A 21,565-nucleotide genomic window follows, 5' to 3' on the forward strand; every position below is an offset into this window, starting at 1 on the left:
GCCCGGAGGAGGTCCGCAGCTGATGGGACTCGAAGAGAAACTGCCCAGCGGCATCATGCTGACCACCGTCGAACAGATCGTCGGCCTGGCCCGCAAGAGCTCGATGTGGCCCGCGACGTTCGGCCTGGCCTGCTGCGCCATCGAGATGATGGCCGTCGGCGGCCCCCACTACGACCTGGCCCGGTTCGGCATGGAGAAGTTCGGCGCCACCCCGCGCCAGGCCGACCTGATGATCGTCGCCGGCCGGGTGAGCCAGAAGATGGCCCCGGTCCTGCGCCAGATCTACGACCAGATGCCCGAGCCCAAGTGGGTCATCGCGATGGGCGTGTGCGCCTCCAGCGGCGGCATGTTCAACAACTACGCGATCGTCCAGGGCGTGGACCACATCGTCCCGGTCGACATGTACCTGCCGGGCTGCCCGCCCCGGCCCGAGATGCTCCTGGACGCCGTGCTCAAGCTGCACGACAAGGTGCAGAACACCAAGCTCGGCGCCCACCGCGAACTGGAGATCACCGAGATCGAGGAGCGCATGCTCCGCCGGTCGCTTCCCCTGGTGAGCAAGGACTGACATGAGCACCGACAACGAGCGCGAACGCGACGAGGAGGCCGCGCGCCTCCCCGACCGGCTGGGCGAGGAGCGCCTGGCCGCGCCGATCAGGCGCACCGGCATGTTCGGCACGACCACCTCCGGGGACACCTCCGGGTTCGGGGGGCTCCAGGTGCGGGGGAGCGCTCCCGTCTCCTCGCAGCGGCCGTTCACCGACCCGGACGACCCGCGCACCGCCGACTTCGACCGGGTGGCCGACGACCTGGAGGCCGCCCTGGGCGACGCCGCCGGGGTGGTGGAGCGGGTGGAGGTCGCCCACGGCGAGATCACCTTCCACGTCCGCCGCGAGGCGCTGCCGGAGATGTTCCGCATCCTGCGCGACGACCCGGCGCTGCGCTACGAGCTGTGCCTGGGGGTGATCGGCGTGCACTACCCGGACCAGGAGGGGCGGGAGCTGCACGCGGTCTACCCGCTGCGGTCGATCACGCACAACAGCGAGATCCGGGTGAGCACCACCTGCCCGGACACCGACCGGCACATCCCGTCGGTCGTGTCGGTCTACCCGACCAACGACTGGCACGAGCGCGAGGCCTGGGACTTCTTCGGGATCGTCTTCGACGGCCACCCGGCGCTCACCCGCATCCAGATGCCCGACGACTGGCACGGCCACCCGCAGCGCAAGGACTACCCGCTGGGCGGCATCCCCGTCGAGTACCGGGGCGCCACCGTGCCCCCGCCCGACCAGCGGAGGTCGTACACATGACCTCGCACCCGCATTCCACCCCGCACCCCGCACGGAAGGGAGGCACGGCATGACCGTCACCGAGGACTACATCGACGCCTCCGGCGGCGACTGGGACGACGTCATCGAGAAGGCGCAGGCCACCAGCGCCGAGCGCCTCGTCGTCAACATGGGACCCCAGCACCCGTCCACGCACGGCGTGCTCCGCCTCATCCTCACCCTGGACGGCGAGACCTGTACCGAGGCCCGGGTCGCGATCGGCTACCTGCACACGGGCATCGAGAAGAACATGGAGTTCCGGACGTGGACGCAGGGCACCACGTTCGTCACCCGCATGGACTACCTGACACCGCTCTTCAACGAGACGGTGTACTGCCTGGCGGTCGAGAAGCTGCTGGGCATCGAGGACCGGATCCCGGACCGGGCCAACGTCATCCGCGTGATGATGATGGAGCTCAACCGGATGGCCTCGCACTTCGTGGCGATGGCGACGTTCGGCATGGAGCTGGGCGCCACCACCGTCATGACCAACGGGTTCCGTGAGCGCGAGATGATCCTGGACATCTTCGAGCTCGTCACCGGCCTGCGGATGAACCACGCCTACGTCCGCCCCGGCGGCGTCGCCCAGGACCTGCCGCCCGGCGCGGTCGGCAAGGTCCGGGAGCTGCTCAAGGAGATGCCGCAGCGCATCAAGATCATGCGCAAGCTCCTCGACGAGAACCCGGTCTACCTGGCCCGCACCCAGGACGTGGCCTTCCTCAACCTGGCCGGCTGCATGGCCCTGGGCGTCACCGGCCCGCTGCTGCGGGCCTCGGGGCTCGCCTACGACCTGCGCAAGGCCAAGCCGTACTGCGGATACGAGGACTACGAGTTCGACATCCCCGTCTCCGACGGCGGCGACGTCTACGCCCGCTACCGGGTGCGCATCGCCGAGATGGAGGAGAGCCTCAAGATCATCGAGCAGTGCCTGGACAAGCTGGAGCCGGGCCCGGTGATGATCCAGGACGCCAAGATCGGCTGGCCCGCCAAGCTGGCCCTGGGGCCGGACGGCATGGGCAACTCGCCCGACCACATCGCGCACATCATGAGCAGCTCGATGGAAGCGCTGATCCACCACTTCAAGCTGGTCACCGAGGGCTTCCGGGTCCCGGCCGGCCAGGCCTACGCGGCCGTCGAGAGCGCCAAGGGCGAGCTCGGGTGCTACGCGGTCAGCGACGGGGGCACCCGCCCCTACCGCGTGCACTTCCGCGACCCCTCCTTCACCCACCTGCAGTCCGTCGCCGCCATGTGCGAGGGCGGCACGGTGGCGGACGTGATCGCGGCCGTGGCCAGTATCGACCCGGTGATGGGAGGCGTGGACCGGTGAGCGGACACGACCACGACCACGACCACGGCGCGCCCGCGATCCCGGAGGGGACCGACACGTTCCCCGCCGAGATCGTCGCGCGCCTGGAGCAGGACGCCAAGGAGCTCATCGGCCGCTACCCCAAACCGCGGTCGGCGCTGCTGCCGCTGCTGCACCTGGTGCAGTCCGAGGAGGGCCACGTCAGCCGGGCCGGGATGCGCTTCTGCGCCGACCAGCTCGGCATCACCCTCGCCGAGGTGAACGCGGTCGCCACCTTCTACACCATGTACCGCCGCCGCCCCGGCGGCGACTACCAGGTGGGGGTGTGCACCAACACCCTGTGCGCCGTGATGGGCGGGGACGAGATCTTCGCCGCCCTCAAGGAGCACCTGGACGTCGGCAACAACGAGACCACCGAGGACGGCAAGGTCACGCTGGAGCACGTCGAGTGCAACGCGGCCTGCGACTTCGCGCCGGTCGTGATGGTCAACTGGGAGTTCTTCGACAACCAGACCCCCGACTCGGCCAAGAGGCTCGTCGACGACCTGCGGCTGGGCAGGGACGTGGCGCCCACCCGCGGCCCGTCGACCCTGTGCACCTGGAAGCAGGCCTCCCGGGTGCTGGCCGGGTTCGACGACGGCCGCGCCGGCGAGGGCGTGCAGGCCGCCGGCCCCTCGCTGGCCGGGCTCAGGCTGGCCCGCGAACGCGGCTGGACCGCCCCGGACCCCGCGAACCTTCCCGCCAAGAGTGAGGAGGAGGGCAAGTGACCACCCTGACCCCGATCCTGTCCCACAACTGGGATCGCCCCGACTCCTTCACCCTGGAGGGCTACCGGGCCGACGGCGGCTACCGAGCCCTGCGCCAGGCCCTGGCCATGGAGCCCGAGGCCATCGTCGACCTGGTCAAACAGTCCGGGCTGCGCGGGCGCGGCGGCGCCGGGTTCCCCACCGGCATGAAGTGGGGATTCCTCCCGGCCGACAACCCCAACCCGCGCTACCTCGTCGTCAACGCCGACGAGTCCGAGCCCGGGACCTGCAAGGACATCCCGCTCATGCTCGCCAACCCGCACTCCCTCGTGGAGGGCGTGGCGATCGCCTCCTACGCGATCAAGTCGAGCCAGGCGTTCATCTACGTGCGCGGCGAGGTCGTCCACGTCATCCGCCGCCTGCGCAGGGCCGTCGCCGACGCCTACGCCGCCGGGCTGCTGGGCAAGGACATCCTCGGCACCGGGTTCGACCTCGACGTGGTCGTCCACGCCGGGGCGGGAGCCTACATCTGCGGCGAGGAGACCGCACTGCTGGACTCCCTGGAGGGCTACCGGGGCCAGCCCCGGCTCAAGCCGCCGTTCCCCGCCGTCGCCGGGCTCTACGCCTCGCCGACCGTGGTGAACAACGTCGAGTCCATCGCCAGCGTCCCCAGCATCGTCCTGGGCGGCGCCGAGTGGTTCACCTCGATGGGCACTGAGAAGTCCGCCGGGTTCGGGTTCTTCTCCCTGTCCGGGCACGTCACCCGGCCCGGCCAGTACGAGGCCCCGCTCGGTGTGACCCTGCGCGAGCTGCTGGACATGGCGGGGGGCATCCGCGAGGGCCACAGCCTCAAGTTCTGGACGCCCGGGGGCTCCTCCACCCCGATCTTCACCGAGGAGCACCTGGACACCCCGCTCGACTTCGAGTCGGTGGGCGCCGCCGGGTCCATGCTCGGCACCCGCGCCCTCCAGATCTTCGACGAGACCACCTGCGTGGTCCGCGCCGTCGGCCGCTGGATCTCCTTCTACGCCCACGAGTCCTGCGGCAAGTGCACGCCCTGCCGCGAGGGCAACTACTGGATGGTCCAGGTGCTGGACCGCCTGGAGCGCGGCGAGGGGTCCGAGGCCGACCTCGACAAGCTCCTGGACATCTGCGACAACCTGCTCGGCCGGTCGTTCTGCGCCCTGGGCGACGGCGCGACCAGCCCGGTCATGTCGTCGATCAAGCACTTCCGCCAGGAGTACATCGACCACGTCGAGCAGGGCGGCTGCCCCTTCGACCACTCCAGGTCCACCCTGTGGGCGGACCGCACGACCACGACGGGAGGGAACCCGTGACCGTCACCTCCAACACCCCGGGCGGAGCGGCCCCCGCACCCCCGCCCGAGGACCTGGTCACCGTCACCATCGACGGCTTCCGCATCCAGGTGCCCAAGGGCACGCTGCTCATCCGCGCCGCCGAACTGCTCGGGATCCAGATCCCGCGCTTCTGCGACCACCCGCTCCTGGACCCGGTCGGGGCCTGCCGCCAGTGCCTGGTGGACATCCCCGACATGGGCAACGGGCGCGGCATGCCCAAGCCACAGGCGTCCTGCACCATCACCGTGATGGAGGGGATGGTGGTCAACACCCACCTCACCTCCCCGGTGGCGGAGAAGGCCCAGCGCGGCATCATGGAGTTCCTGCTCATCAACCACCCGCTGGACTGCCCGGTCTGCGACAAGGGCGGCGAGTGCCCCCTCCAGAACCAGGCCATGTCCACCGGCCGGGGCGAGAGCCGGTTCATCGACGTCAAGCGGACCTTCCCCAAGCCGATCCCGCTGTCCAGCCAGGTGCTGCTCGACCGGGAGCGCTGCATCCAGTGCGCCCGCTGCACCCGGTTCGCGGCCCAGATCGCCGGGGACCCGCTCATCGAGCTGATGGAGCGCGGCGCCAAGGAGCAGGTCGGCATCGCGGGCGGCGAGCCGTTCAACTCCTACTTCTCCGGCAACACCGTGCAGATCTGCCCGGTGGGCGCCCTCACCGGGTCGGCCTACCGGTTCCGGTCCCGCCCCTTCGACCTGGTCTCCACCCCCAGCGTCTGCGAACACTGCTCCGGCGGCTGCGCCCAGCGCACCGACCACCGGCGCGGCAAGGTCACCCGCCGCCTGGCCGGCGACGACCCGCAGGTCAACGAGGAGTGGAACTGCGACAAGGGCCGGTGGGCGTTCGCCTACGCCACCCAGGCCGACCGGCTCACCCGCCCGCTGGTGCGCGACGAGGACTCCCGCGCCCTGGAGTTCGCCTCCTGGCCGGAGGCCGTCTCCATCGCCGGACAGCGGCTGGCCGCCGCCCGCGGCCGGGTCGGCGTCCTGACCGGCGGGCGCCTCACCTACGAGGACGCCTACGCCTACGCCAAGTTCGCGCGGATCGCCCTGGGCACCAACGACGTGGACATGCGGGCCCGCGCCCACTCGCAGGAGGAGGCCGACTTCCTGGCGGCCCGCGTCGCCGGGACCCCGATCGGCGTGGACTTCACCGGACTGGAGAAGGCCCCGGCCGTCCTCCTGGCCGGGTTCGAGCCCGAGGACGAGTCGCCCTCCACGTTCCTGCGGCTGCGCAAGGCCCACCGCAAGCGCGGCCTCAAGCTGTACTCCGTCGCCAGCCACGCCAGCCTCGGCCTCACCAAGGCGGGCGGCACGCTCATCGGCACCGCGCCGGGCGACGAGGCCCGTGTCCTCAACGCCCTGGAGGACGCCTCGCCCGAGGCCGTCGAGGCCCTGGGCGCGCCGGGCGCGGTCATCGTCGCCGGGGAGCGGCTCGCCGCAGTCCCCGGCGCGCTCACCGCCGCCGCGGCGCTGGCCGACCGCACCGGCGCCCGCCTGGTGTGGATCCCGCGCCGGGCCGGGGAACGCGGCGCCATCGACGCGGGGGCCCTGCCCGGGCTGCTGCCCGGCGGCCGCCCCGTCTCCGACGCCTCGGCCCGCGCCGAGGTCGCCCGCGCCTGGAACGTCGGCACCCTGCCGTCGGAGCCGGGCCGCGACACCGCCGCCATCATCGAGGCCGCCGCCCGCGGCGACCTCGACGCCCTGGTCATCGCCGGGGTCGAGCTCGACGACCTGCCCGACCCCGAGGCCGCCCGCGCGGCCCTGGCCCGGGTGCCGTTCATCGTCAGCCTCGAACTGCGGTCCAGCGAGGTCACCGACCGCGCCGACGTGGTCTTCCCCGTCGCCGCCGTCGCCGAGAAGTCCGGCACCTTCGTCAACTGGGAGGGCCGCCACCGGCCCTTCGGCGACGCGCTCAAGGTGCCCGGCGCCCTCTCCGACCTGCGGGTCCTGGCCGCCATCGCGGACGAGATGGACGTCCACCTGGGGCTGCCCGACTCCGCCACCGCCTACCGCGAGCTGCTCGAACTGGGCCTGTGGGCGGGGGAGCGGGCCACCGCACCCGCCGTCCGACCGGCCCCGGTCCCCGAGCCCCGCCCCGGCGAGGCCCTGCTGTCCACCTGGCGCCAGCTCCTGGGCACCGGGCGGATGGAGGACGGCGAGCCGTTCCTGGCCGGGACGGCCCGACCCGCCCGCGCCTACCTGTCCCAGGCCACGGCCGACGAGGTCGGGGTGCCCGACGGCGGATCGCTCCGCGTCACCGGCACCCGGGGCTCGGTCACCGTCCCCGTGGTCGTCACCGACATCGCCGACCGGGTCGTCTGGCTCCCGGCCAACGCCCAGGGCTGCGACATCCGTCGCGACCTGGGCAGCGGCGCGGGCGAGACGGTCCTGCTGTCGGCGCCGAGCACCGCCGGGAGGCACCAGTGACCCCCGTCGCCACCAGCGTGGCGCACCTGGCGTCGGAGGAGACGCTCAGCGCCTTCGGCAACGACCCGTGGTGGATCACCACCATCAAGGCGCTGGCCATCTTCGTCTTCCTGATGGTCTGCGTCCTGATGATGATCATGGCCGACCGCAAGGTCATGGGCCGCATGCAGCAGCGGCACGGACCCAACCGGATGGGCCCCTTCGGCCTGCTCCAGTCCCTGTTCGACGGGATCAAGCTCTCCCTCAAGGAGGACCTGATCCCCGACGGGGTCGACCGGTTCGTCTACATCGCCGCGCCGCTGATCGCCGCGATCCCCGCGTTCATCGCCTTCTCGGTCATCCCGATCGGGCCCGAGGTGAACCTGTTCGGGGTCACCACCCCGCTCCAGCTCACCGACCTGCCCATCGCCGCCCTGGTCGTCCTGGCCACCGCGGCGCTGGGGGTGTACGGGTTCGTGCTCGGCGGGTGGGCGTCCCAGTCGCCCTACGCCCTGCTCGGCGGCCTGCGCGCGTCCGCGCAGGTCATCAGCTACGAGATCGCGATGGGCCTGTCGTTCGTCGCGGTCTTCATCATGTCCGGCACGCTCACCATGTCCGGGATCGTCGAGGCCCAGCGCGGACTGTGGTTCGCGGTGCTGCTGCTGCCGTCGTTCCTCATCTACCTGGTCACCATGATCGGCGAGACCAACCGGCTCCCGTTCGACCTGGCCGAGGGCGAGGGCGAGATCGTCGGCGGCTTCATGACCGAGTACGGGTCCATGAAGTTCACGATGTTCTTCCTCGCCGAATACGTGAACATGTGCACGGTCGCCGCCGTGTCCGTCACGCTCTTCCTCGGCGGCTGGTACGCCCCCTTCGGGATCGGCACCGCCTTCCCCGGGGCCAACGAGGGCTGGTGGCCCGCCCTGTGGTGGCTGCTCAAGTTCGTCGGCGTCATGTTCCTGTTCATCTGGACGCGCGGCAGCCTGCCCCGGGTCCGGTACGACCAGCTCATGCAGTTCGGCTGGAAGGTCCTCATCCCCGTCCAGCTGGTGTGGATCACCGCCGTCGCGGTCGTGCGGATGCTCGTCCTGGACGGCGCCTCCCCGATCGTCATCGGCTCGGTCGTCGCCGCGTTCAGCGCCGCCACCCTCATCGCGTTCTACGCCTGGCTCCGGTCGGCGCGCCGCGAACGCGCCGAGGAGGCGGTCCAGCGCGCCGAGAACGCCCGCCGCGCACACGAGGACTCCGCCTTCGGCGGGTTCCCGGTGCCACCGAGCACCGCGCCGCACTACGGAAGCAGCGTGCTCGCCGAACCGCCGCGGACGGCCCCGGCCGCCGCGGGCCGCAGCGTCAAGCAGAAGGGGGAGGTCACCGGTGCTTGATTGGCTCAATCCCGTCAAGGGTTTCGGCGTCACCTTCCACACCATGTTCAAGAAGGTGCCGACCGTCGAGTACCCGGAGGTCAAGCGCCCCACGGCGCCGCGCTTCCACGGACGGCACCAGCTGAACAGGTGGGCGGACGGGCTGGAGAAGTGCATCGGGTGCGAACTGTGCGCCTGGGCCTGTCCCGCCGACGCCATCTACGTCGAAGCCGGTGACAACACCGACGACGACCGCTACTCGCCCGGTGAGCGCTACGGGCGGGTCTACCAGATCAACTACCTGCGCTGCATCCTGTGCGGGCTGTGCGTGGAGGCGTGCCCGACACGCGCCCTCACCATGACCAACGAGTACGAGCTCGCCGACGACAGCAGGCAGAGCCTGATCTGGACCAAGGAGCAGCTGCTCGCCCCCCTCAAGGAGGGCATGGAGGCGCCGCCGCACCCCATGCGCCTGGGCGACAGCGACCTCGACTACTACGCCACCGGCCGTGGCCAGCACGGCTCCCAGGACGGGCGGCACGAGGACACGGAGGCGGCCCGATGACCCCCGCCGTCCTCCTCGCCTCGCCCTACACCCAACCGCACGAGGTCCACCTCGCCGCCCCCATCGGCGGCGGGGAGGCCTCGGCCTTCTGGATCCTGGGAACCGTGGTCCTGCTCGGCGCCCTGGGCGTGGTGTTCTCCCGCAAGGCCGTCCACTCGGCCATGTCCATGGCGCTGACCATGGTGGGCCTGGCGATCTTCTACGGGATCAACGCCGCGCCCTTCCTCATGGTCGTGCAGATCGTCGTCTACACCGGCGCGGTCCTCATGCTGTTCCTGTTCGTGCTGATGCTCATCGGCGTCAGCTCCGCGGACTCCCTCAAGGAGACGCTGGGCGGGCAGCGGCTGCTCACCGCGATCGTCGCCCTGTGCTTCGTCGGCGCCCTGACCACCGGCATCACCCGCATCTCCGTGGGCGACCCGGTCGGCCTGGCCGCCGGGGCCGCCGCCGCGGGCGGCAGCATCCCCTGGATCGCCGGGGAGCTGCTGCTGCGCTACGTGGTCGCCTTCGAGGCCACCGCCGCGCTGCTGGTCACCGCGGTCCTGGGCGCCCTGGTGCTGGCCCACACCGCCCGCACCAAGAAGCGGCGCACCCAGCGGGAGATCTCCGAGGACCGCATCCGCGGCGACCACCCGACCCCGCTGCCCGGGCCCGGCACCTACGCCCGGCACAACGCGATCGACATGCCCGCGCTGCTGCCCGACGGCCAGGTCGCCCGGCTCTCGCTCAACCCGGTCCTCACCGCCCGCGACCCCGAGTACCAGTCGCGGGTCCCCGACGAGGTCCGGGCGGGGCGCCCGCCGCTCCCCGGCGGCGCGTCGGACTCGGCCCACTCCAAGGAGGGCGAGCCCACCGCGGGCGTCGAGGCCCACCCGCACGAGGCGGGCGCCGCTGACGAGGCCCGGGAGAACGGCGACGGCCAGGAGGTGGAGTCCACATGGACCCGATGAACTACATCGTCCTCGCGGCGCTGCTGTTCACCATCGGCGCGGTCGGCGTGCTCGTCCGGCGCAACGCGATCATCGTCTTCATGTGCGTGGAGCTCATGCTCAACGCCTGCAACCTGGCGTTCGTCGCGTTCGCCCGCATGCACGGCGACATCGAGGGGCAGGTCATCGCCTTCTTCGTGATGGTCGTCGCCGCCGCCGAGGTGGTCGTCGGTCTCGCGATCATCATGCAGATCTTCCGAACCCGCAGGTCCGCGTCGCTCGATGACGCCAACCTGCTCAAGCACTAGAAGGCGACGTGGCAGTGCAACAACACACTCTCCTCGCCGCCGACACCGGGACGGCGGTGGCCGCGGACGGCGCGGTGCTGTCGAACGCCTGGCTGCTCATCGCCCTGCCGCTGGTCGGCGCGGCGGTCCTGCTGCTGGGCGGCAAGAGGACCGACTCCTGGGGCCACCTGCTCGCCACGGCGCTGCCGGTCGGCTCGTTCGTGTGGGCGGCCCTCATCCTGTTCGACCTCCTGGGCCGGGCACAGGACGCGCGCAGCGTGTCGGTGCCCGTCTACGAGTGGTTCTCGGTCGGCACCTTCACGGTGGGGGCCGACCTGCTGGTCGACCCCCTGTCCATCAGCTTCGTCCTGCTGATCACGTTCGTCGGATCGCTGATCCACGTCTACTCGATCGGCTACATGTCCCACGACCCGGGGCGGCGGCGCTTCTTCGCCTACCTCAACCTGTTCGTGGCGGCCATGCTGGTGCTGGTCCTGGCCGACAACTTCGCCCTGCTGTTCCTGGGCTGGGAGGGCGTGGGCCTGGCCTCCTACCTCCTCATCGGGTTCTGGCAGTACAAGCCGTCGGCGGCCGCCGCGGCCAAGAAGGCGTTCATCATCAACCGCGTCGGCGACATGGGCCTGCTCGCGGCGATCATGATCATGTTCACCGCCCTGGGCGCGGTGAGCTTCAGCGACGTGTTCGCCGCCGTCCCCGGCGCCGGGAACGGGGTGCTGGTCGCCATCGGCCTGTGCCTGCTGCTCGGCGCCTGCGGCAAGTCCGCGCAGCTGCCCCTCCAGGCCTGGCTGCTGGACGCCATGGAGGGCCCGACCCCGGTGTCGGCGCTCATCCACGCGGCGACCATGGTCACCGCGGGCGTCTACCTCATCGTCCGCGCGGGGCCGGTCTTCGAGGCCGCACCCGCCGCCCAGACCACCGTCGCGGTGGTCGGGGCCGCCACCATGCTCGCCGGCGGCGTCATCGCCTCCGCCAAGGACGACATCAAGAAGTCCCTGGCCGGTTCGACGATGAGCCAGATCGGCATGATGGTGCTGGCCGCCGGGCTCGGCCCGGTCGGGTACGTGGCCGCCATCGCCCACCTGATCACGCACGGCTTCTTCAAGGCCGGGCTGTTCCTGGGCGCCGGCTCGGTCATGCACGCCATGAACGACGGCGTCGACATGCGTCGCTACGGCGGCCTGGCCCGGGTCATGCCCATCACCTTCGCCACCTTCGGACTCGGCTACCTCGCCATCATCGGCGTCCCGCTGCTGTCCGGCTGGTGGACCAAGGAGAGCATCATCACCGAGGCGTTCGGCATCGGCGGCACCCAGGGCGTGGTCCTGGGGTCGGCGGTCATCCTCGGCGCCGGGCTCACCGCCTTCTACATGTCCCGCATGTTCTTCCTGACCTTCCTGGGCGAGAAGCGGTGGGACGACGATGTGCACCCGCACGAGTCGCCGGTCAGCATGACCGCCCCCATGGTGGTGCTGTCCATCGGCTCGGTGTTCCTGGGCGCGTTCCTGGTGTTCGGCGACCGGTTCGCGAACTTCCTGGCGCCCACCATCGGCGCCCACCCGCACCACTTCGACCTGGCGCACGCGTTCACCTCGCCCTACGGGCTGGCGGCGCTGGGCGTGCTGGTGGTCGGCGTGGCCGCGGCCTGGGCCGTGTACCTGCGCCGTCCGGTCGCGCGCACCGCGCCCAAGGGGAACCTCGTCACCGTCGCCGCGAGCCGCGAGCTGTACGGCAACGAGATCAACGAGGGGCTGTTCGTGCGCCCCGGCCAGGTCCTCACCAAGGCGCTCGGCGTCATCGAGGACAAGGTCATCGACGGGTTCGTCAACGGGCTCGGCGCGGGCGTGCGCGACTCCTCCCGCGGGCTCGGGCGGGCGCAGACCGGGTTCGCCCGGTCGTACGCGCTCACCATGCTCTTCGGCGCCGTGATCGTCGCCGCGACGCTGGTTGTGAGGTTGTAGACAATGATCCCCTGGCTCACCATCGCGATCGCGTTGCCCGCGATCGGCGCCGTGCTCGTCTGGGCACTGCCGCGCACCGGAGCGGGAGGCAGGGCCGCGACCGCGTCGGCCGCCGCCGCGGCCGAGGGCGGTGGCGGCACCACCACGGCGGTCCGCACCCCCGCGGCCACCGCCACCGGGGCGGTCTCCGCCGAGAACGCCAAGCGCATCACGCTCGGCTTCTCCCTGGCCACCCTGGCCGTCCTGGTCGCCATGACCCTGCGCTTCGACCTGTCGAACGCGGGCTCGCTCCAGTTCGTCGAGGAGTACCCGTGGATCCCGCGGTTCGGGGTCCACTTCGCCGTCGGGGTGGACGGCATCGCCCTCACCCTGATCCTCATGTCGGCGATCCTCGTCCCGCTGGTGGTCCTGGCCGCCTGGAGGGAGCACGACGACCGGGAGGACGGCGGGCGCGGCTACTTCGCGCTCATCCTGGCCCTGGAGGCCATGATGATCGGGGTCTTCGCGGCCACCGACGTCTTCCTCTTCTACGTGTTCTTCGAGGCCATGCTCATCCCGGTCTACTTCATGATCGGGCGCTACGGGCGCGGCGACGAGCGCGCCAAGGCCGCCGTCAAGTTCCTGCTGTACAGCCTCGCCGGCGGCCTCATCATGCTGGTCGCCGTCATCGGGGTGTTCGTCCACGGCGGCACCTTCCTGTGGGCCGACCTGGTCGGGGAGAACGGGGCGCTCGCCGCCCTCGACCCGTCCACCGCCCGCTGGCTGTTCCTCGGCTTCTTCATCGCCTTCGCGATCAAGGCGCCGATGTGGCCCGTGCACACCTGGCTGCCGCAGGCCGCCGGGGCCTCCCGCCCCGGCACCGCCGTGCTGCTGGTGGGTGTGCTCGACAAGGTCGGCACCTACGGCATGCTCCGGTACTGCATGGAGCTGCTCCCCGCCGCCGTCTCCTGGTTCGTGTGGCCCGTGGTGGCGCTGAGCCTGGTGAGCATCGTCTACGGGGCGATCCTCGCCATCGGCCAGACCGACATGATGCGCCTGGTCGCCTACACGTCGATCTCCCACTTCGGGTTCATCACCCTGGGCATCTTCGCGTTGACCGCCCAGGCCCAGACCGGGGCCGCGCTCTACATGGTCAACCACGGGTTCGCCACCGGGGCGCTGTTCCTGGTCGTGGGCCTGCTCGTGGCCCGCCGCGGGTCCTCGCTCATCAAGGACTTCAGCGGCGTGCAGAACGTGGCGCCCAAACTCGCCGGGGTCTTCCTGGTGACCGGCCTGGCCGGGCTCGCCCTGCCCGGGCTGGCGCCGTTCGTCAGCGAGTTCCTGGTGTTCGTCGGCGTGTACGCGTTCAACCCCGTGCCCGCCCTGATCGCCGTCATCGGCGTGGTGCTCGCCGCGCTCTACATCCTGTGGATGTACCAGCGCACCATGACCGGGCCCACCGCCGACGGCGTGTCCGGGTTCAAGGACCTGTCCGCGCGCGAGGCGTGGGCCGTCGGTCCGCTGCTCGCGCTCATCATCGCGTTCGGGCTGTACCCGCAGCCGCTGCTCGACGCGATCGAACCGGCCGCGGAACGCACCGTGGTGGCCACGGTCGACTCCGCCGAGGAAGGAGGCGCGGAATGATCCCCCAGGACCTCCCCGTCATCACCCAGGGGGCACCGGTCCTCGACTGGTGGCTGCTGGCACCGCTGCTGACCCTGTTCGGCGCCGCCATGGTGGCCGTGCTGTTCGAGGCGTTCGTGCCCGCCGCGCGCCGCCGCCCGCTCCAGATCGGCCTGGCCGCCCTGGCGCTGCTCGCGACGTTCGTGCTCCTCGTGCTCCAGGTCGGGTCGCTGCCCGACGGGCAGGCCGGGGTCACCGTCGGCGTCGGCACGCTGGCCGTCGACCGGACCGTGCTGTTCTTCCAGGGCACCATCACGGTGCTGGCGCTGGTGAGCCTGCTGCTCATCGCCGAGCGCCGCGACGGCCGGGACGCGTTCGCCGCCCAGGCCGCGGCGGTGCCGGGCAGCGAGGAGGAGCGGGCGCACATCCTCGCCGGGTCGCAGCACACCGAGGTCTACCCGCTGGTGCTGTTCGCGGTGCTGGGAATGCTGATGTTCCCCGCCTCGAACGACTTCCTCACCATGTTCATCGCCCTGGAGGTCATGAGCCTCCCGCTGTACCTGATGTGCGGGCTCGCCCGCCGGCGCCGCCTGTTCTCCCAGGAGGCCGCGGTCAAGTACTTCCTGCTCGGCGCGTTCTCCTCGGCGTTCTTCCTGTTCGGCGCCGCCATGGTGTACGGCTACGCCGGGTCGGTGAACTTCGGCGAGGTGCGCGCCGCCGTGGAGAACGGCGGGGCGGCGATCTTCGCCGACGGCAACGGCGAGCCGCTGCTGCTCATGGGGATCGGGCTGGTCGCCGTCGGCCTGCTGTTCAAGGTCGGCGCGGTGCCGTTCCACAACTGGAAGCCGGACGTGTACCAGGGGGCGCCCACCCCCGTCACCGCGCTGATGGCGTCCTGCACCCTGGTCGCCGCGTTCGGCGCGCTGCTGCGGGTGTTCTTCGTCCCCTTCGGCGGGCGGATCGGCGACTGGGAGCCGATGCTGTGGATCATCGCGGTCCTCACCATGGTGGTCGCCGCGATCGTCGCCGTGTCCCAGCGGGACGTGAAGCGGCTGCTGGCCTACTCCTCGGTGGTGCACGCCGGGTTCATCCTCACCGCCGTGGTCGCCGGGACCACCGACGGCCTGGCCGGGGCGATGTTCTACCTGGCCGCCTACGGGTTCACCACCCTGGGCGCGTTCGCCGTGGTCACCCTGGTGCGCACCGCCGACGGCGGGCAGGAGCTGGGCGATCTGGACCGGTGGGCCGGGCTGGGCCGCCGCCACCCGCTGCTGGCGGGGGCGCTGGCACTGTTCCTGCTGGCCTTCGCGGGCATCCCGCTCACCAGCGGGTTCATCGGCAAGTTCGCGGTGTTCGAGGCGGCCGTCGCCGCCGGGGCCACCCCGCTGGTGGTCGTCGGTGTGCTCAGCAGCGCCGTCACCGCGTTCTTCTACGTCCGGATCATCGTTGTGATGTTCTTCCGGGATCCGGAGGCCGACGGGCCCACCGTCGTGCGCGCCGGGGCCGCCACCGGCGGGGTCATCGCCATCGGCGTGGCCGCCACCCTGGTGCTCGGCGTGTACCCCGGGCCGGTGCTCGACAACCTGCTGCCCTCCCCGGACGGCCCGCAGGAACCGGTGTCCGTGATGGTGGACCAGGCCTCCACCGAGGCCGGAGCACGCTAACAGGTCACGGCCCGGACCGGATGAGCTGCGGTTTCATTCCGGTCCGGGCCCTACCCGGGTGTGGCTTTGGACGATCATTCCGGGTCGGATACCGTGGCAAGTCGGATCATGTTCATGTGCTGAGCACGCGGCGACCACCCAGAGGCCGCCGCCGTGCCCGTTCAACAGGTGGAGCTTTACGGTGAGCGGTGCTGTCCCGAGCGGGTTTCTCGCTCTGCCGAGAGTCGACGCGGCCCTCGCCCGGGAGGTCCAGGACGGTCTTGAGAAGGTCGAGGACCTCCTGAGGGAGTCGGTGCGGGCGAGCGACCCGATGCTGACCGAGGCCGCCTCCCACCTGCTGGAGGCCGGGGGCAAGCGCTTCCGGGCGATGCTGGTGCTGCTGGCCGCGCACTTCGGCGACCCCGACATGCCCGACCTCGTCCCGGCCGCGGCCGTGGTCGAGCTGACCCACGTGGCGACCCTGTACCACGACGACGTCATGGACGAGGCGGAGCTGCGCCGCGGCCGACCCAGCGCCAACCAGCGCTGGGGCAACTCCATCGCCATCCTCACCGGCGACTACGTGTTCGCCAAGGCCTCGGAGATCCTCGCCGACCTGGGCACCGAGGCCGTCCGGTTGCAGGCCCAGACCTTCGGCCGGCTGGTCCAGGGGCAGATCCTGGAGACCTCCGGCCCGCCCGAGGGCGTCGACCCCCTCGACCACTACCTGGGGGTCATCGGGGACAAGACGGCCTCCCTCATCGCCTCCTCCGCCGAGTTCGGCGGCATGTTCGGCAAGGTCGACCCGGTCACCACCGGCACCCTCACCCGCGCCTCCGACGCGCTGGGCATGGCCTTCCAGCTCGCCGACGACCTCATCGACGTGGCCGCCGAGACCCGCGAGTCCGGCAAGGTCCCCGGCACGGACCTGCGCGAGGGCGTGCTGACCCTGCCGATGTTCTACGCGCTGCGCTCCACCGACCCGGCCGACGACCGGCTCAAGTCGCTGCTGGGCCGCCCCCTGGACGACACCGAGGCCGAGGAGGCCCTGGGCCTGCTGCGCGCCCACCCGGCGATGGCCGAGGCCGAGAAGACCCTGCGCGGCTGGTCCGACAAGGCCCGCGCCGAGATCGCCACCCTGCCGCAGGGCCCGGCGCGCGACGCCTTCGAGGCCCTGTGCGACTACGTGGTGGAACGCTCCGGCTGACCGCCCCGCCCGCCCACCGACGGCGCCGCCCCCCGAGGGCCGGCGCCGTTCTGCTTCCCGGCCCCGGACGCGCCGACGGCGCCGCCGGGGCGGCGCCGTCGGGCTGCGGAAAATGCTGCTCGGGAGAGAGCGGTGTCCGGGAGAGAGCGGGTGGGACGCCCCCGGGCGCGTCGGGGGCGTCCCGGTTCTCGGGCGGGTGCGTGCCCGAGGGGGAACCGCCTAGCTCACCAGGGGCAGGGCCTCGGCGCCGGGCAGCGGGTTCAGGAAGGTCGGGTGCGACACCATGCCCTCGGGGGTGGGCGGGGCCTCCGCGGTGCCGCCCTCGATGGCGACCAGGTCGCTGGTGTCCAGGTCCCCCAGCAGGGCGGGGCCGCGGCTCAGCCCCGCCACCAGGTCCTCGGCGGTGGTCAGGTCGGGGCCCTCGGCCAGGGACGGCAGCGACGAGGTGTCGGCGACCTGCGGCAGCGACCCGTCCACGGTGGGCACCCCGGTGCCGACCCGCGGCACCCCGGTGTCGGCGAGCGGGCCGTCCAGGGCGACCGTGTCGGCCGCGCCCAGGTCGGAGGCCCCGGTCAGCAGGGCGTCGGTCAGGTCCGACAGCCCCGGGGCCTGCTGCCCGGCGGGCATCTGCGCGATGGCGGGCGTCTCCACGACCGTCGGCCCCTGCGCCGGGACGGGCAGCTGCGGGGTGCTCTGGTGCTCGCGGCTCTGGGGGACGGCGGTGATGCTCCCGTCCAGGTTGCGGTTGCCGACCGCGCCCAGGATCTCCTCCTCGCCCAGGCTCACGTAGTTGTCGTCGGTGACCGGGTTGGACTCCACCACGTCCTGGAGGGCCTTGGGCGTCTCCACCCCGAACGCCCCGGCGAGGTCCCACATGTTCGGGACCTGCGGCGTCTCGGCGCTCTGCGGCACGGTGCCGGTGCCGGGGGCGGTGGGCAGGGCCGGGGCCACGTCCAGGACCTCGCTGACCCCCAGGCTGTTCTCCCGGGTCAGCGCGGTGGGGTCGGACAGGTCCACGGCCTGGGCGACGGTGTCGGCGTCGGGCAGCCGGGAGGTGTCCAGGTTCTGCGCCAGCTCGGTGGGCCGGGGCAGCTCCGAGACGGTGGGGACGCCCATCTCGTCGCGGAACTCGTGCACCGCGACCACCGTGTGCGGGAGCACCCCGGCGGCGGTCTCCTCCACGACCCCGCCCGCGCTCTGGGCGGTGGTCCCGAACTCGTCGCCCGCGCCGGTGGCCCGCCTCTCGACGGCCGCGCCCAGGTCGTGCCCGGCGGTGTCGTGCGGGTTCCCGTCCAGGCCGGTCGCGTCCTGGGTGGCGGCGACGGCGTCGGCCAGTGCCGCGCTCGGGTTGGCGACGCCGCCCACCGGGGTGGCGATCTCCGACCCGCCGGCGGGCAGCATCGCGGCCAGGTCGGGCGCGGGCTTCTCGGCGTTGCGGGAGGTCTCCTGGAGTTCGGCGAGTGTGCTCCCGGCGACCGGGCCGATCCCGCCGGGGAGAGCGGTGTTCACGGTCGGGGCGACGCCCTCCACGAGCGCCCGCTCGACGGTGGGGGCGAGCTCGGCGGCGGGGGAGGCGAGCGCCTCTGCGCCCGAGACACCGGCGCCGAGGGCGACGAAGCCCGCGGTTCCGGCGGCGAGCAGAACGGCCCTGGCCGAGATGTGCTTGGCCTGCGACATGGGTTTCCTTCCGGAAGGCTCTGTGGTTGCGGAGTGGTTCGGGGCGGCCGCGACACCGGGTCGCGGTCGGCCGGGAGCCGGTGGACCACCGGCTGACATGAATCACGTGGGCGGGGCCGCGGCGGTGCGGCACGGGGCACGGGACTCAGGTCAGCTCCCAGAGCGGAAAAGGGCTGGGAACGGGTCCGTCGGAGCGGCCCGTTCCTAGTCGGGGGAGACCGTGGGGTCGTCGGCGGCGCCCGCGGGCACCGGGTGCACGGCGTCGACGGCGTTCGAGAGCGCGTCGGCGGCGGGTGCGGTGAGCGGCACGACGGTGAGGAACCCGGCGACGGCCGGGGCGCCCGCGCCGGTGGGCGCGGCCGAACCGGTGGAGAGCTGGGACGTCTGGGGCGCCGCGGAGACCCCGCGGTCGGCCGGGGCGGCGGGGCGGTGCTCGTCCGCCGCCGCGGTGTCGGCGGCCGCTCCGGCGGCCCGCGGGGCCGGGAACAGGCCGGGGACGGTGTCCCGGAGGCCGTCGGGACCGGCCTCGGCGGTGTCCTCGTCGGCTTCCCCGGACCTGCCGGCCTTCTCGTCCTCGGCGTGGGCGCGGGCGTCGGGGAGGCCGGTCCCGGCGGGGTCGGCCGCGGCGGACACGAGGGCCGCGACGGCCTCCGCCGGTGCGGGGGCGGGGGCCAGCCGGGTGGAGGCCACGTGGGCCACCAGGTTCTCCGCCTGGTCCTGGTCGACGGCCGCGAGCTCGCGGACCACGCGCCGGGCGCCCTCCTGGACGCCCCCGCCGACCTCGCCGACGGCGGGGTCGGCCAGCACGGCCGCGGGGGCGGACCCGGTCCGCTCCTCCAGGCGCCGGTGGACGGTGCCCAGAGTGCCGGTGACGGGCGCGGCGACCTCGGTGACGCCGGCCTCCAGCGCGGGGTCCAGGGGGTCCAGCGCGGGGTCCAAGGAGTTCAGCCCGGGTGCCGGCCCGGTGTCGAGGGAGGCGGCCCGGTCCAGGCCGAGCGGCCCGGCGGTGTCGGCCTGCGCGGACGGGGTGCCGATCAGCCACAGGGCGGCCAGAGCCGCCCCGACGAACAGCGGCACCAGCAGCAGGGAGGGCGGGCGCACCACCGCGGCCGCGCGCGGGGCGCGGGCCGTGCGGCTGGTGCGGGACATGCGGGTGCCCTCCGTGACGTGCGGACCGTCGGGAACCGGGACGCACCCGGTTCGCGACACGACGTTAGCACAGTGTCACGGATAGTAGTTTCGGTTCTCCGAAACCGGGAAACCCGAGGTCAGTCGCAGGACTCGGGGGTCGGCCGCTCCGCCTGTTCCGCCTGCTCGGCCCGCTCCGTCCGCCGCCGCACCGACCGCGCCCGGGCGTCGCGCACCTGGTCGAGCGCGAACACGCTCAGCGCCAGCCACACCAGCGCGAACCCCGCCCACCGGGCGGGCGGCATCTCCTCGCCCTGCACCAGCCAGCCGATGAAGAACATCAGTGTGGGCGCGATGTACTGGAGCATCCCGATCACGCTCAGCGGCACCAGCCGGGTCGCCATCCCGAACAGCAGCAGCGGCAGCGCCGTCACGAACCCGCCGCCGACCAGCAGCGCCGTGTGCGCGGGGGACACCGACGCCGCCGTTCCGACCCCGGAGAACTCCAGGAACAGCACGTACCCGAGCGCGGGCAGGAACATCACCAGCGTCTCCACGGTGAGGCTCTGCATCCCGTCCAGGTCCACGTACTTCTTCACCGCCCCGTAGGCGGCGAACGACGACGCCATCAGCAGCGCCAGCCACGGCGTGACGCCGTAGCCCACCGTCATCACCACCACCGCGAGCACGCCCAGCCCTACCGCGACCCACTGCGCCGCGCGCAGCCGCTCGGAGAACACCACCACGCCCAGGCACACCGACATCAGCGGGTTGATGAAGTACGCCAGCGACGCCTGGAGGGTCTGCTCGCTGGACACCGAGTAGATGAACCCCCACCAGTTGAGGGCGATGAGCACCGCCGCCGCGGCCACCGGCAGCAGCCGGCGCGGGCTGCGGATCACCCCGGGCAGCCACTTCCAGCCCCGGCGGGCCAGCAGCAGGAAGACGGACATCGCCAGGAGGGACCACACCATGCGGTGGGCCAGGATCTCGGAAGGCGCGGAGGCGGACAGGAGGTCCCAGTACAGGGCCCCGAATCCCCAGAGGAGGAAGGCTGCCGCCCCGAGGGCGACGCCGCGATTGGAATCCGGCACGCTTGCAATGGTAGGACGAATTGTCCGCCTTGTCTCCTGTATTCCCCGCCTCACCGTTGCCGCTAAGGTCGTGCGCCATGGACTGGGAAGAGCGGATCGGCGGGATCAGGCAGTGGCGGCGCGACGGCAAGCGCGCCCCGCACAAACCCCTCCTGCTGCTCTACGCGCTCGGCCACCACCAGCGCCACGGCGACGCGCCGATCCCCTACAGCGCGGCCGAGGAACGCCTCCAACTCCTGCTGGACGAGTTCGCCCCGCCCGCCAAGGGCGGCACCACGCCCGCCTTCCCCTTCCGCCGCCTGGCCAACGACGACGGACTGTGGGTGCTCACCACGGACGACGGCGGCGACCCCGGGGACAACCCGGGCAGGCTGCGCCGCTCCGGCGCCCGGGGGAGCCTCACCCCAGAGTTCTCCCGGGCGCTGGCACAGGACCCGGGGCTGCGAACCCGCCTCGCCCGCATGCTGCTCGACGCGAACTTCCCGTCCTCCCTGCACGAGGAGATCCTGGCCCTGACCGGGCTCTCCCTCGTCCCCGAGCGGTGGGCCGCCGCGGGCGACCGCGACCCCGCCTTCCGGGAGGCGGTGCTGGACGCCTACGGCCACCGGTGCGCGTTCTGCGGCTACGACGCGTGGATGGACGGCGTCTCCGTCGGCCTGGAGGCCGCCCACGTGCGCTGGTGGTCCCAGGCCGGACCCGACACGGTGGACAACGGCCTGGCCCTGTGCTCCCAGCACCACCTGCTGCTGGACCGCGGTGTCCTCGGCCTCACCGGTGAGCTGACCCTGGACGTCTCCCCGCGCTTCGAGGCCCGCTCCGCCGAGGCCCGGCGGATCGTCAGCGACCTGGCCGGGCGCGACCTGCTGCTGCCCGCCGCCGGACACATCGACTGGCACCGGGACCAGGTCTTCAAGCACCCGGTCCCCGCTGCCTGAGGA

General features: G+C 72.3%; 18 protein-coding genes. 15 read left to right on the forward strand and 3 right to left on the reverse strand.

Annotation, left to right across the window (positions count from 1 at the left end):
- Positions 1 to 22: 22 nt before the first annotated feature.
- The 14 genes from ACJOT3_RS07700 to ACJOT3_RS07765 all read left to right on the forward strand — a co-directional run bounded on the left by ACJOT3_RS07700 (position 23) and on the right by ACJOT3_RS07765 (position 16,728).
- Complete coding sequence (locus ACJOT3_RS07700; RefSeq protein WP_406970288.1) at positions 23 to 568, forward strand: NuoB/complex I 20 kDa subunit family protein; 546 nt, start codon at positions 23 to 25, stop codon at positions 566 to 568.
- Between the two features lies 1 nt (position 569).
- Positions 570 to 1,310 (forward strand): NADH-quinone oxidoreductase subunit C, encoded by a 741-nt coding sequence (locus ACJOT3_RS07705; protein ID WP_406970290.1) that lies wholly within the window; start codon positions 570 to 572, stop codon positions 1,308 to 1,310.
- A gap of 49 nt (positions 1,311 to 1,359) precedes the next feature.
- On the forward strand, positions 1,360 to 2,655 hold the full coding sequence (locus ACJOT3_RS07710) for an NADH-quinone oxidoreductase subunit D (RefSeq protein WP_406970292.1): 1,296 nt from the start codon (positions 1,360 to 1,362) through the stop codon (positions 2,653 to 2,655).
- A gap of 38 nt (positions 2,656 to 2,693) precedes the next feature.
- A complete protein-coding gene (gene nuoE, locus ACJOT3_RS07715; protein ID WP_406970353.1) occupies positions 2,694 to 3,401 on the forward strand; it encodes an NADH-quinone oxidoreductase subunit NuoE in 708 nt (235 codons plus the stop codon).
- Positions 3,398 to 4,717, forward strand: coding sequence for an NADH-quinone oxidoreductase subunit NuoF (gene nuoF, locus ACJOT3_RS07720; protein WP_406970294.1), 1,320 nt, complete (start codon positions 3,398 to 3,400; stop codon positions 4,715 to 4,717). Before nuoE ends, nuoF begins: the two co-directional genes overlap by 4 nt.
- Positions 4,714 to 7,173, forward strand: coding sequence for an NADH-quinone oxidoreductase subunit G (locus ACJOT3_RS07725; protein WP_406970296.1), 2,460 nt, complete (start codon positions 4,714 to 4,716; stop codon positions 7,171 to 7,173). Before nuoF ends, ACJOT3_RS07725 begins: the two co-directional genes overlap by 4 nt.
- On the forward strand, positions 7,170 to 8,537 hold the full coding sequence (gene nuoH, locus ACJOT3_RS07730; protein ID WP_406970298.1) for an NADH-quinone oxidoreductase subunit NuoH: 1,368 nt from the start codon (positions 7,170 to 7,172) through the stop codon (positions 8,535 to 8,537). Before ACJOT3_RS07725 ends, nuoH begins: the two co-directional genes overlap by 4 nt.
- A complete protein-coding gene (gene nuoI / locus ACJOT3_RS07735) occupies positions 8,530 to 9,081 on the forward strand; it encodes an NADH-quinone oxidoreductase subunit NuoI (RefSeq protein ID WP_406970300.1) in 552 nt (183 codons plus the stop codon). Before nuoH ends, nuoI begins: the two co-directional genes overlap by 8 nt.
- Positions 9,078 to 10,031 (forward strand): NADH-quinone oxidoreductase subunit J, encoded by a 954-nt coding sequence (locus ACJOT3_RS07740; protein WP_406970302.1) that lies wholly within the window; start codon positions 9,078 to 9,080, stop codon positions 10,029 to 10,031. Before nuoI ends, ACJOT3_RS07740 begins: the two co-directional genes overlap by 4 nt.
- On the forward strand, positions 10,019 to 10,318 hold the full coding sequence (gene nuoK / locus ACJOT3_RS07745; RefSeq protein WP_013156051.1) for an NADH-quinone oxidoreductase subunit NuoK: 300 nt from the start codon (positions 10,019 to 10,021) through the stop codon (positions 10,316 to 10,318). The genes ACJOT3_RS07740 and nuoK overlap by 13 nt, the downstream gene beginning before the upstream one ends.
- A 14-nt stretch (positions 10,319 to 10,332) precedes the next feature.
- Positions 10,333 to 12,276 (forward strand): NADH-quinone oxidoreductase subunit L, encoded by a 1,944-nt coding sequence (nuoL, locus tag ACJOT3_RS07750; protein WP_406970305.1) that lies wholly within the window; start codon positions 10,333 to 10,335, stop codon positions 12,274 to 12,276.
- Positions 12,277 to 12,279: 3 nt separating this feature from the next.
- Positions 12,280 to 13,899, forward strand: a complete 1,620-nt coding sequence (locus ACJOT3_RS07755; protein WP_406970307.1) for an NADH-quinone oxidoreductase subunit M — start codon at positions 12,280 to 12,282, stop codon at positions 13,897 to 13,899.
- Positions 13,896 to 15,542, forward strand: coding sequence for an NADH-quinone oxidoreductase subunit NuoN (gene nuoN / locus ACJOT3_RS07760; RefSeq protein WP_406970309.1), 1,647 nt, complete (start codon positions 13,896 to 13,898; stop codon positions 15,540 to 15,542). The genes ACJOT3_RS07755 and nuoN overlap by 4 nt, the downstream gene beginning before the upstream one ends.
- A gap of 181 nt (positions 15,543 to 15,723) precedes the next feature.
- Entirely contained in the window at positions 15,724 to 16,728 is a 1,005-nt protein-coding gene (locus ACJOT3_RS07765; RefSeq protein WP_406970311.1) for a polyprenyl synthetase family protein, read from the forward strand.
- Between the two features lie 219 nt (positions 16,729 to 16,947).
- Here the strand turns inward: ACJOT3_RS07765 and ACJOT3_RS07770 are convergent, their stop codons facing one another.
- The 3 genes from ACJOT3_RS07770 to rarD all read right to left on the reverse strand — a co-directional run bounded on the left by ACJOT3_RS07770 (position 16,948) and on the right by rarD (position 20,627).
- Positions 16,948 to 18,405, reverse strand: coding sequence for a hypothetical protein (locus tag ACJOT3_RS07770; RefSeq protein WP_406970313.1), 1,458 nt, complete (start codon positions 18,403 to 18,405; stop codon positions 16,948 to 16,950).
- 204 nt (positions 18,406 to 18,609) lie between these two features.
- Positions 18,610 to 19,554 carry a flagellar associated protein gene (locus ACJOT3_RS07775; protein ID WP_406970315.1) on the reverse strand — a complete coding sequence of 315 codons (945 nt, stop codon included), beginning with the start codon at positions 19,552 to 19,554 and terminating at the stop codon, positions 18,610 to 18,612.
- A gap of 119 nt (positions 19,555 to 19,673) precedes the next feature.
- Entirely contained in the window at positions 19,674 to 20,627 is a 954-nt protein-coding gene (gene rarD, locus ACJOT3_RS07780; protein ID WP_406970317.1) for an EamA family transporter RarD, read from the reverse strand.
- A 77-nt stretch (positions 20,628 to 20,704) separates the two neighbouring features.
- On the opposite strand from rarD, the gene ACJOT3_RS07785 reads away from it, so the two are divergent.
- Positions 20,705 to 21,562, forward strand: a complete 858-nt coding sequence (locus ACJOT3_RS07785; protein WP_406970319.1) for a phosphorothioated DNA-binding restriction endonuclease — start codon at positions 20,705 to 20,707, stop codon at positions 21,560 to 21,562.
- Positions 21,563 to 21,565: the final 3 nt, after the last annotated feature.

It is taken from the genome of Nocardiopsis protaetiae (assembly GCF_045446735.1).
GTDB classification, from domain to species: Bacteria; Actinomycetota; Actinomycetes; order Streptosporangiales; family Streptosporangiaceae; genus Nocardiopsis; species Nocardiopsis protaetiae.

Excerpts from the sequence above, each read along its gene's own strand:
- ACJOT3_RS07700 (WP_406970288.1), top strand. The coding sequence starts at position 23 with ATGGGACTCGAAGAGAAACTGCCCAGCGGCATCATGCTGACCACCGTC.
- ACJOT3_RS07705 (WP_406970290.1), top strand. The coding sequence starts at position 570 with ATGAGCACCGACAACGAGCGCGAACGCGACGAGGAGGCCGCGCGCCTC.
- ACJOT3_RS07710 (WP_406970292.1), top strand. The coding sequence starts at position 1,360 with ATGACCGTCACCGAGGACTACATCGACGCCTCCGGCGGCGACTGGGAC.
- ACJOT3_RS07740 (WP_406970302.1), top strand. The coding sequence starts at position 9,078 with ATGACCCCCGCCGTCCTCCTCGCCTCGCCCTACACCCAACCGCACGAG.
- nuoK (WP_013156051.1), top strand. The coding sequence starts at position 10,019 with ATGGACCCGATGAACTACATCGTCCTCGCGGCGCTGCTGTTCACCATC.
- ACJOT3_RS07755 (WP_406970307.1), top strand. The coding sequence starts at position 12,280 with ATGATCCCCTGGCTCACCATCGCGATCGCGTTGCCCGCGATCGGCGCC.
- nuoN (WP_406970309.1), top strand. The coding sequence starts at position 13,896 with ATGATCCCCCAGGACCTCCCCGTCATCACCCAGGGGGCACCGGTCCTC.
- ACJOT3_RS07770 (WP_406970313.1), bottom strand. The coding sequence starts at position 18,405 with ATGTCGCAGGCCAAGCACATCTCGGCCAGGGCCGTTCTGCTCGCCGCC.
- ACJOT3_RS07775 (WP_406970315.1), bottom strand. The coding sequence starts at position 19,554 with ATGTCCCGCACCAGCCGCACGGCCCGCGCCCCGCGCGCGGCCGCGGTG.
- ACJOT3_RS07785 (WP_406970319.1), top strand. The coding sequence starts at position 20,705 with ATGGACTGGGAAGAGCGGATCGGCGGGATCAGGCAGTGGCGGCGCGAC.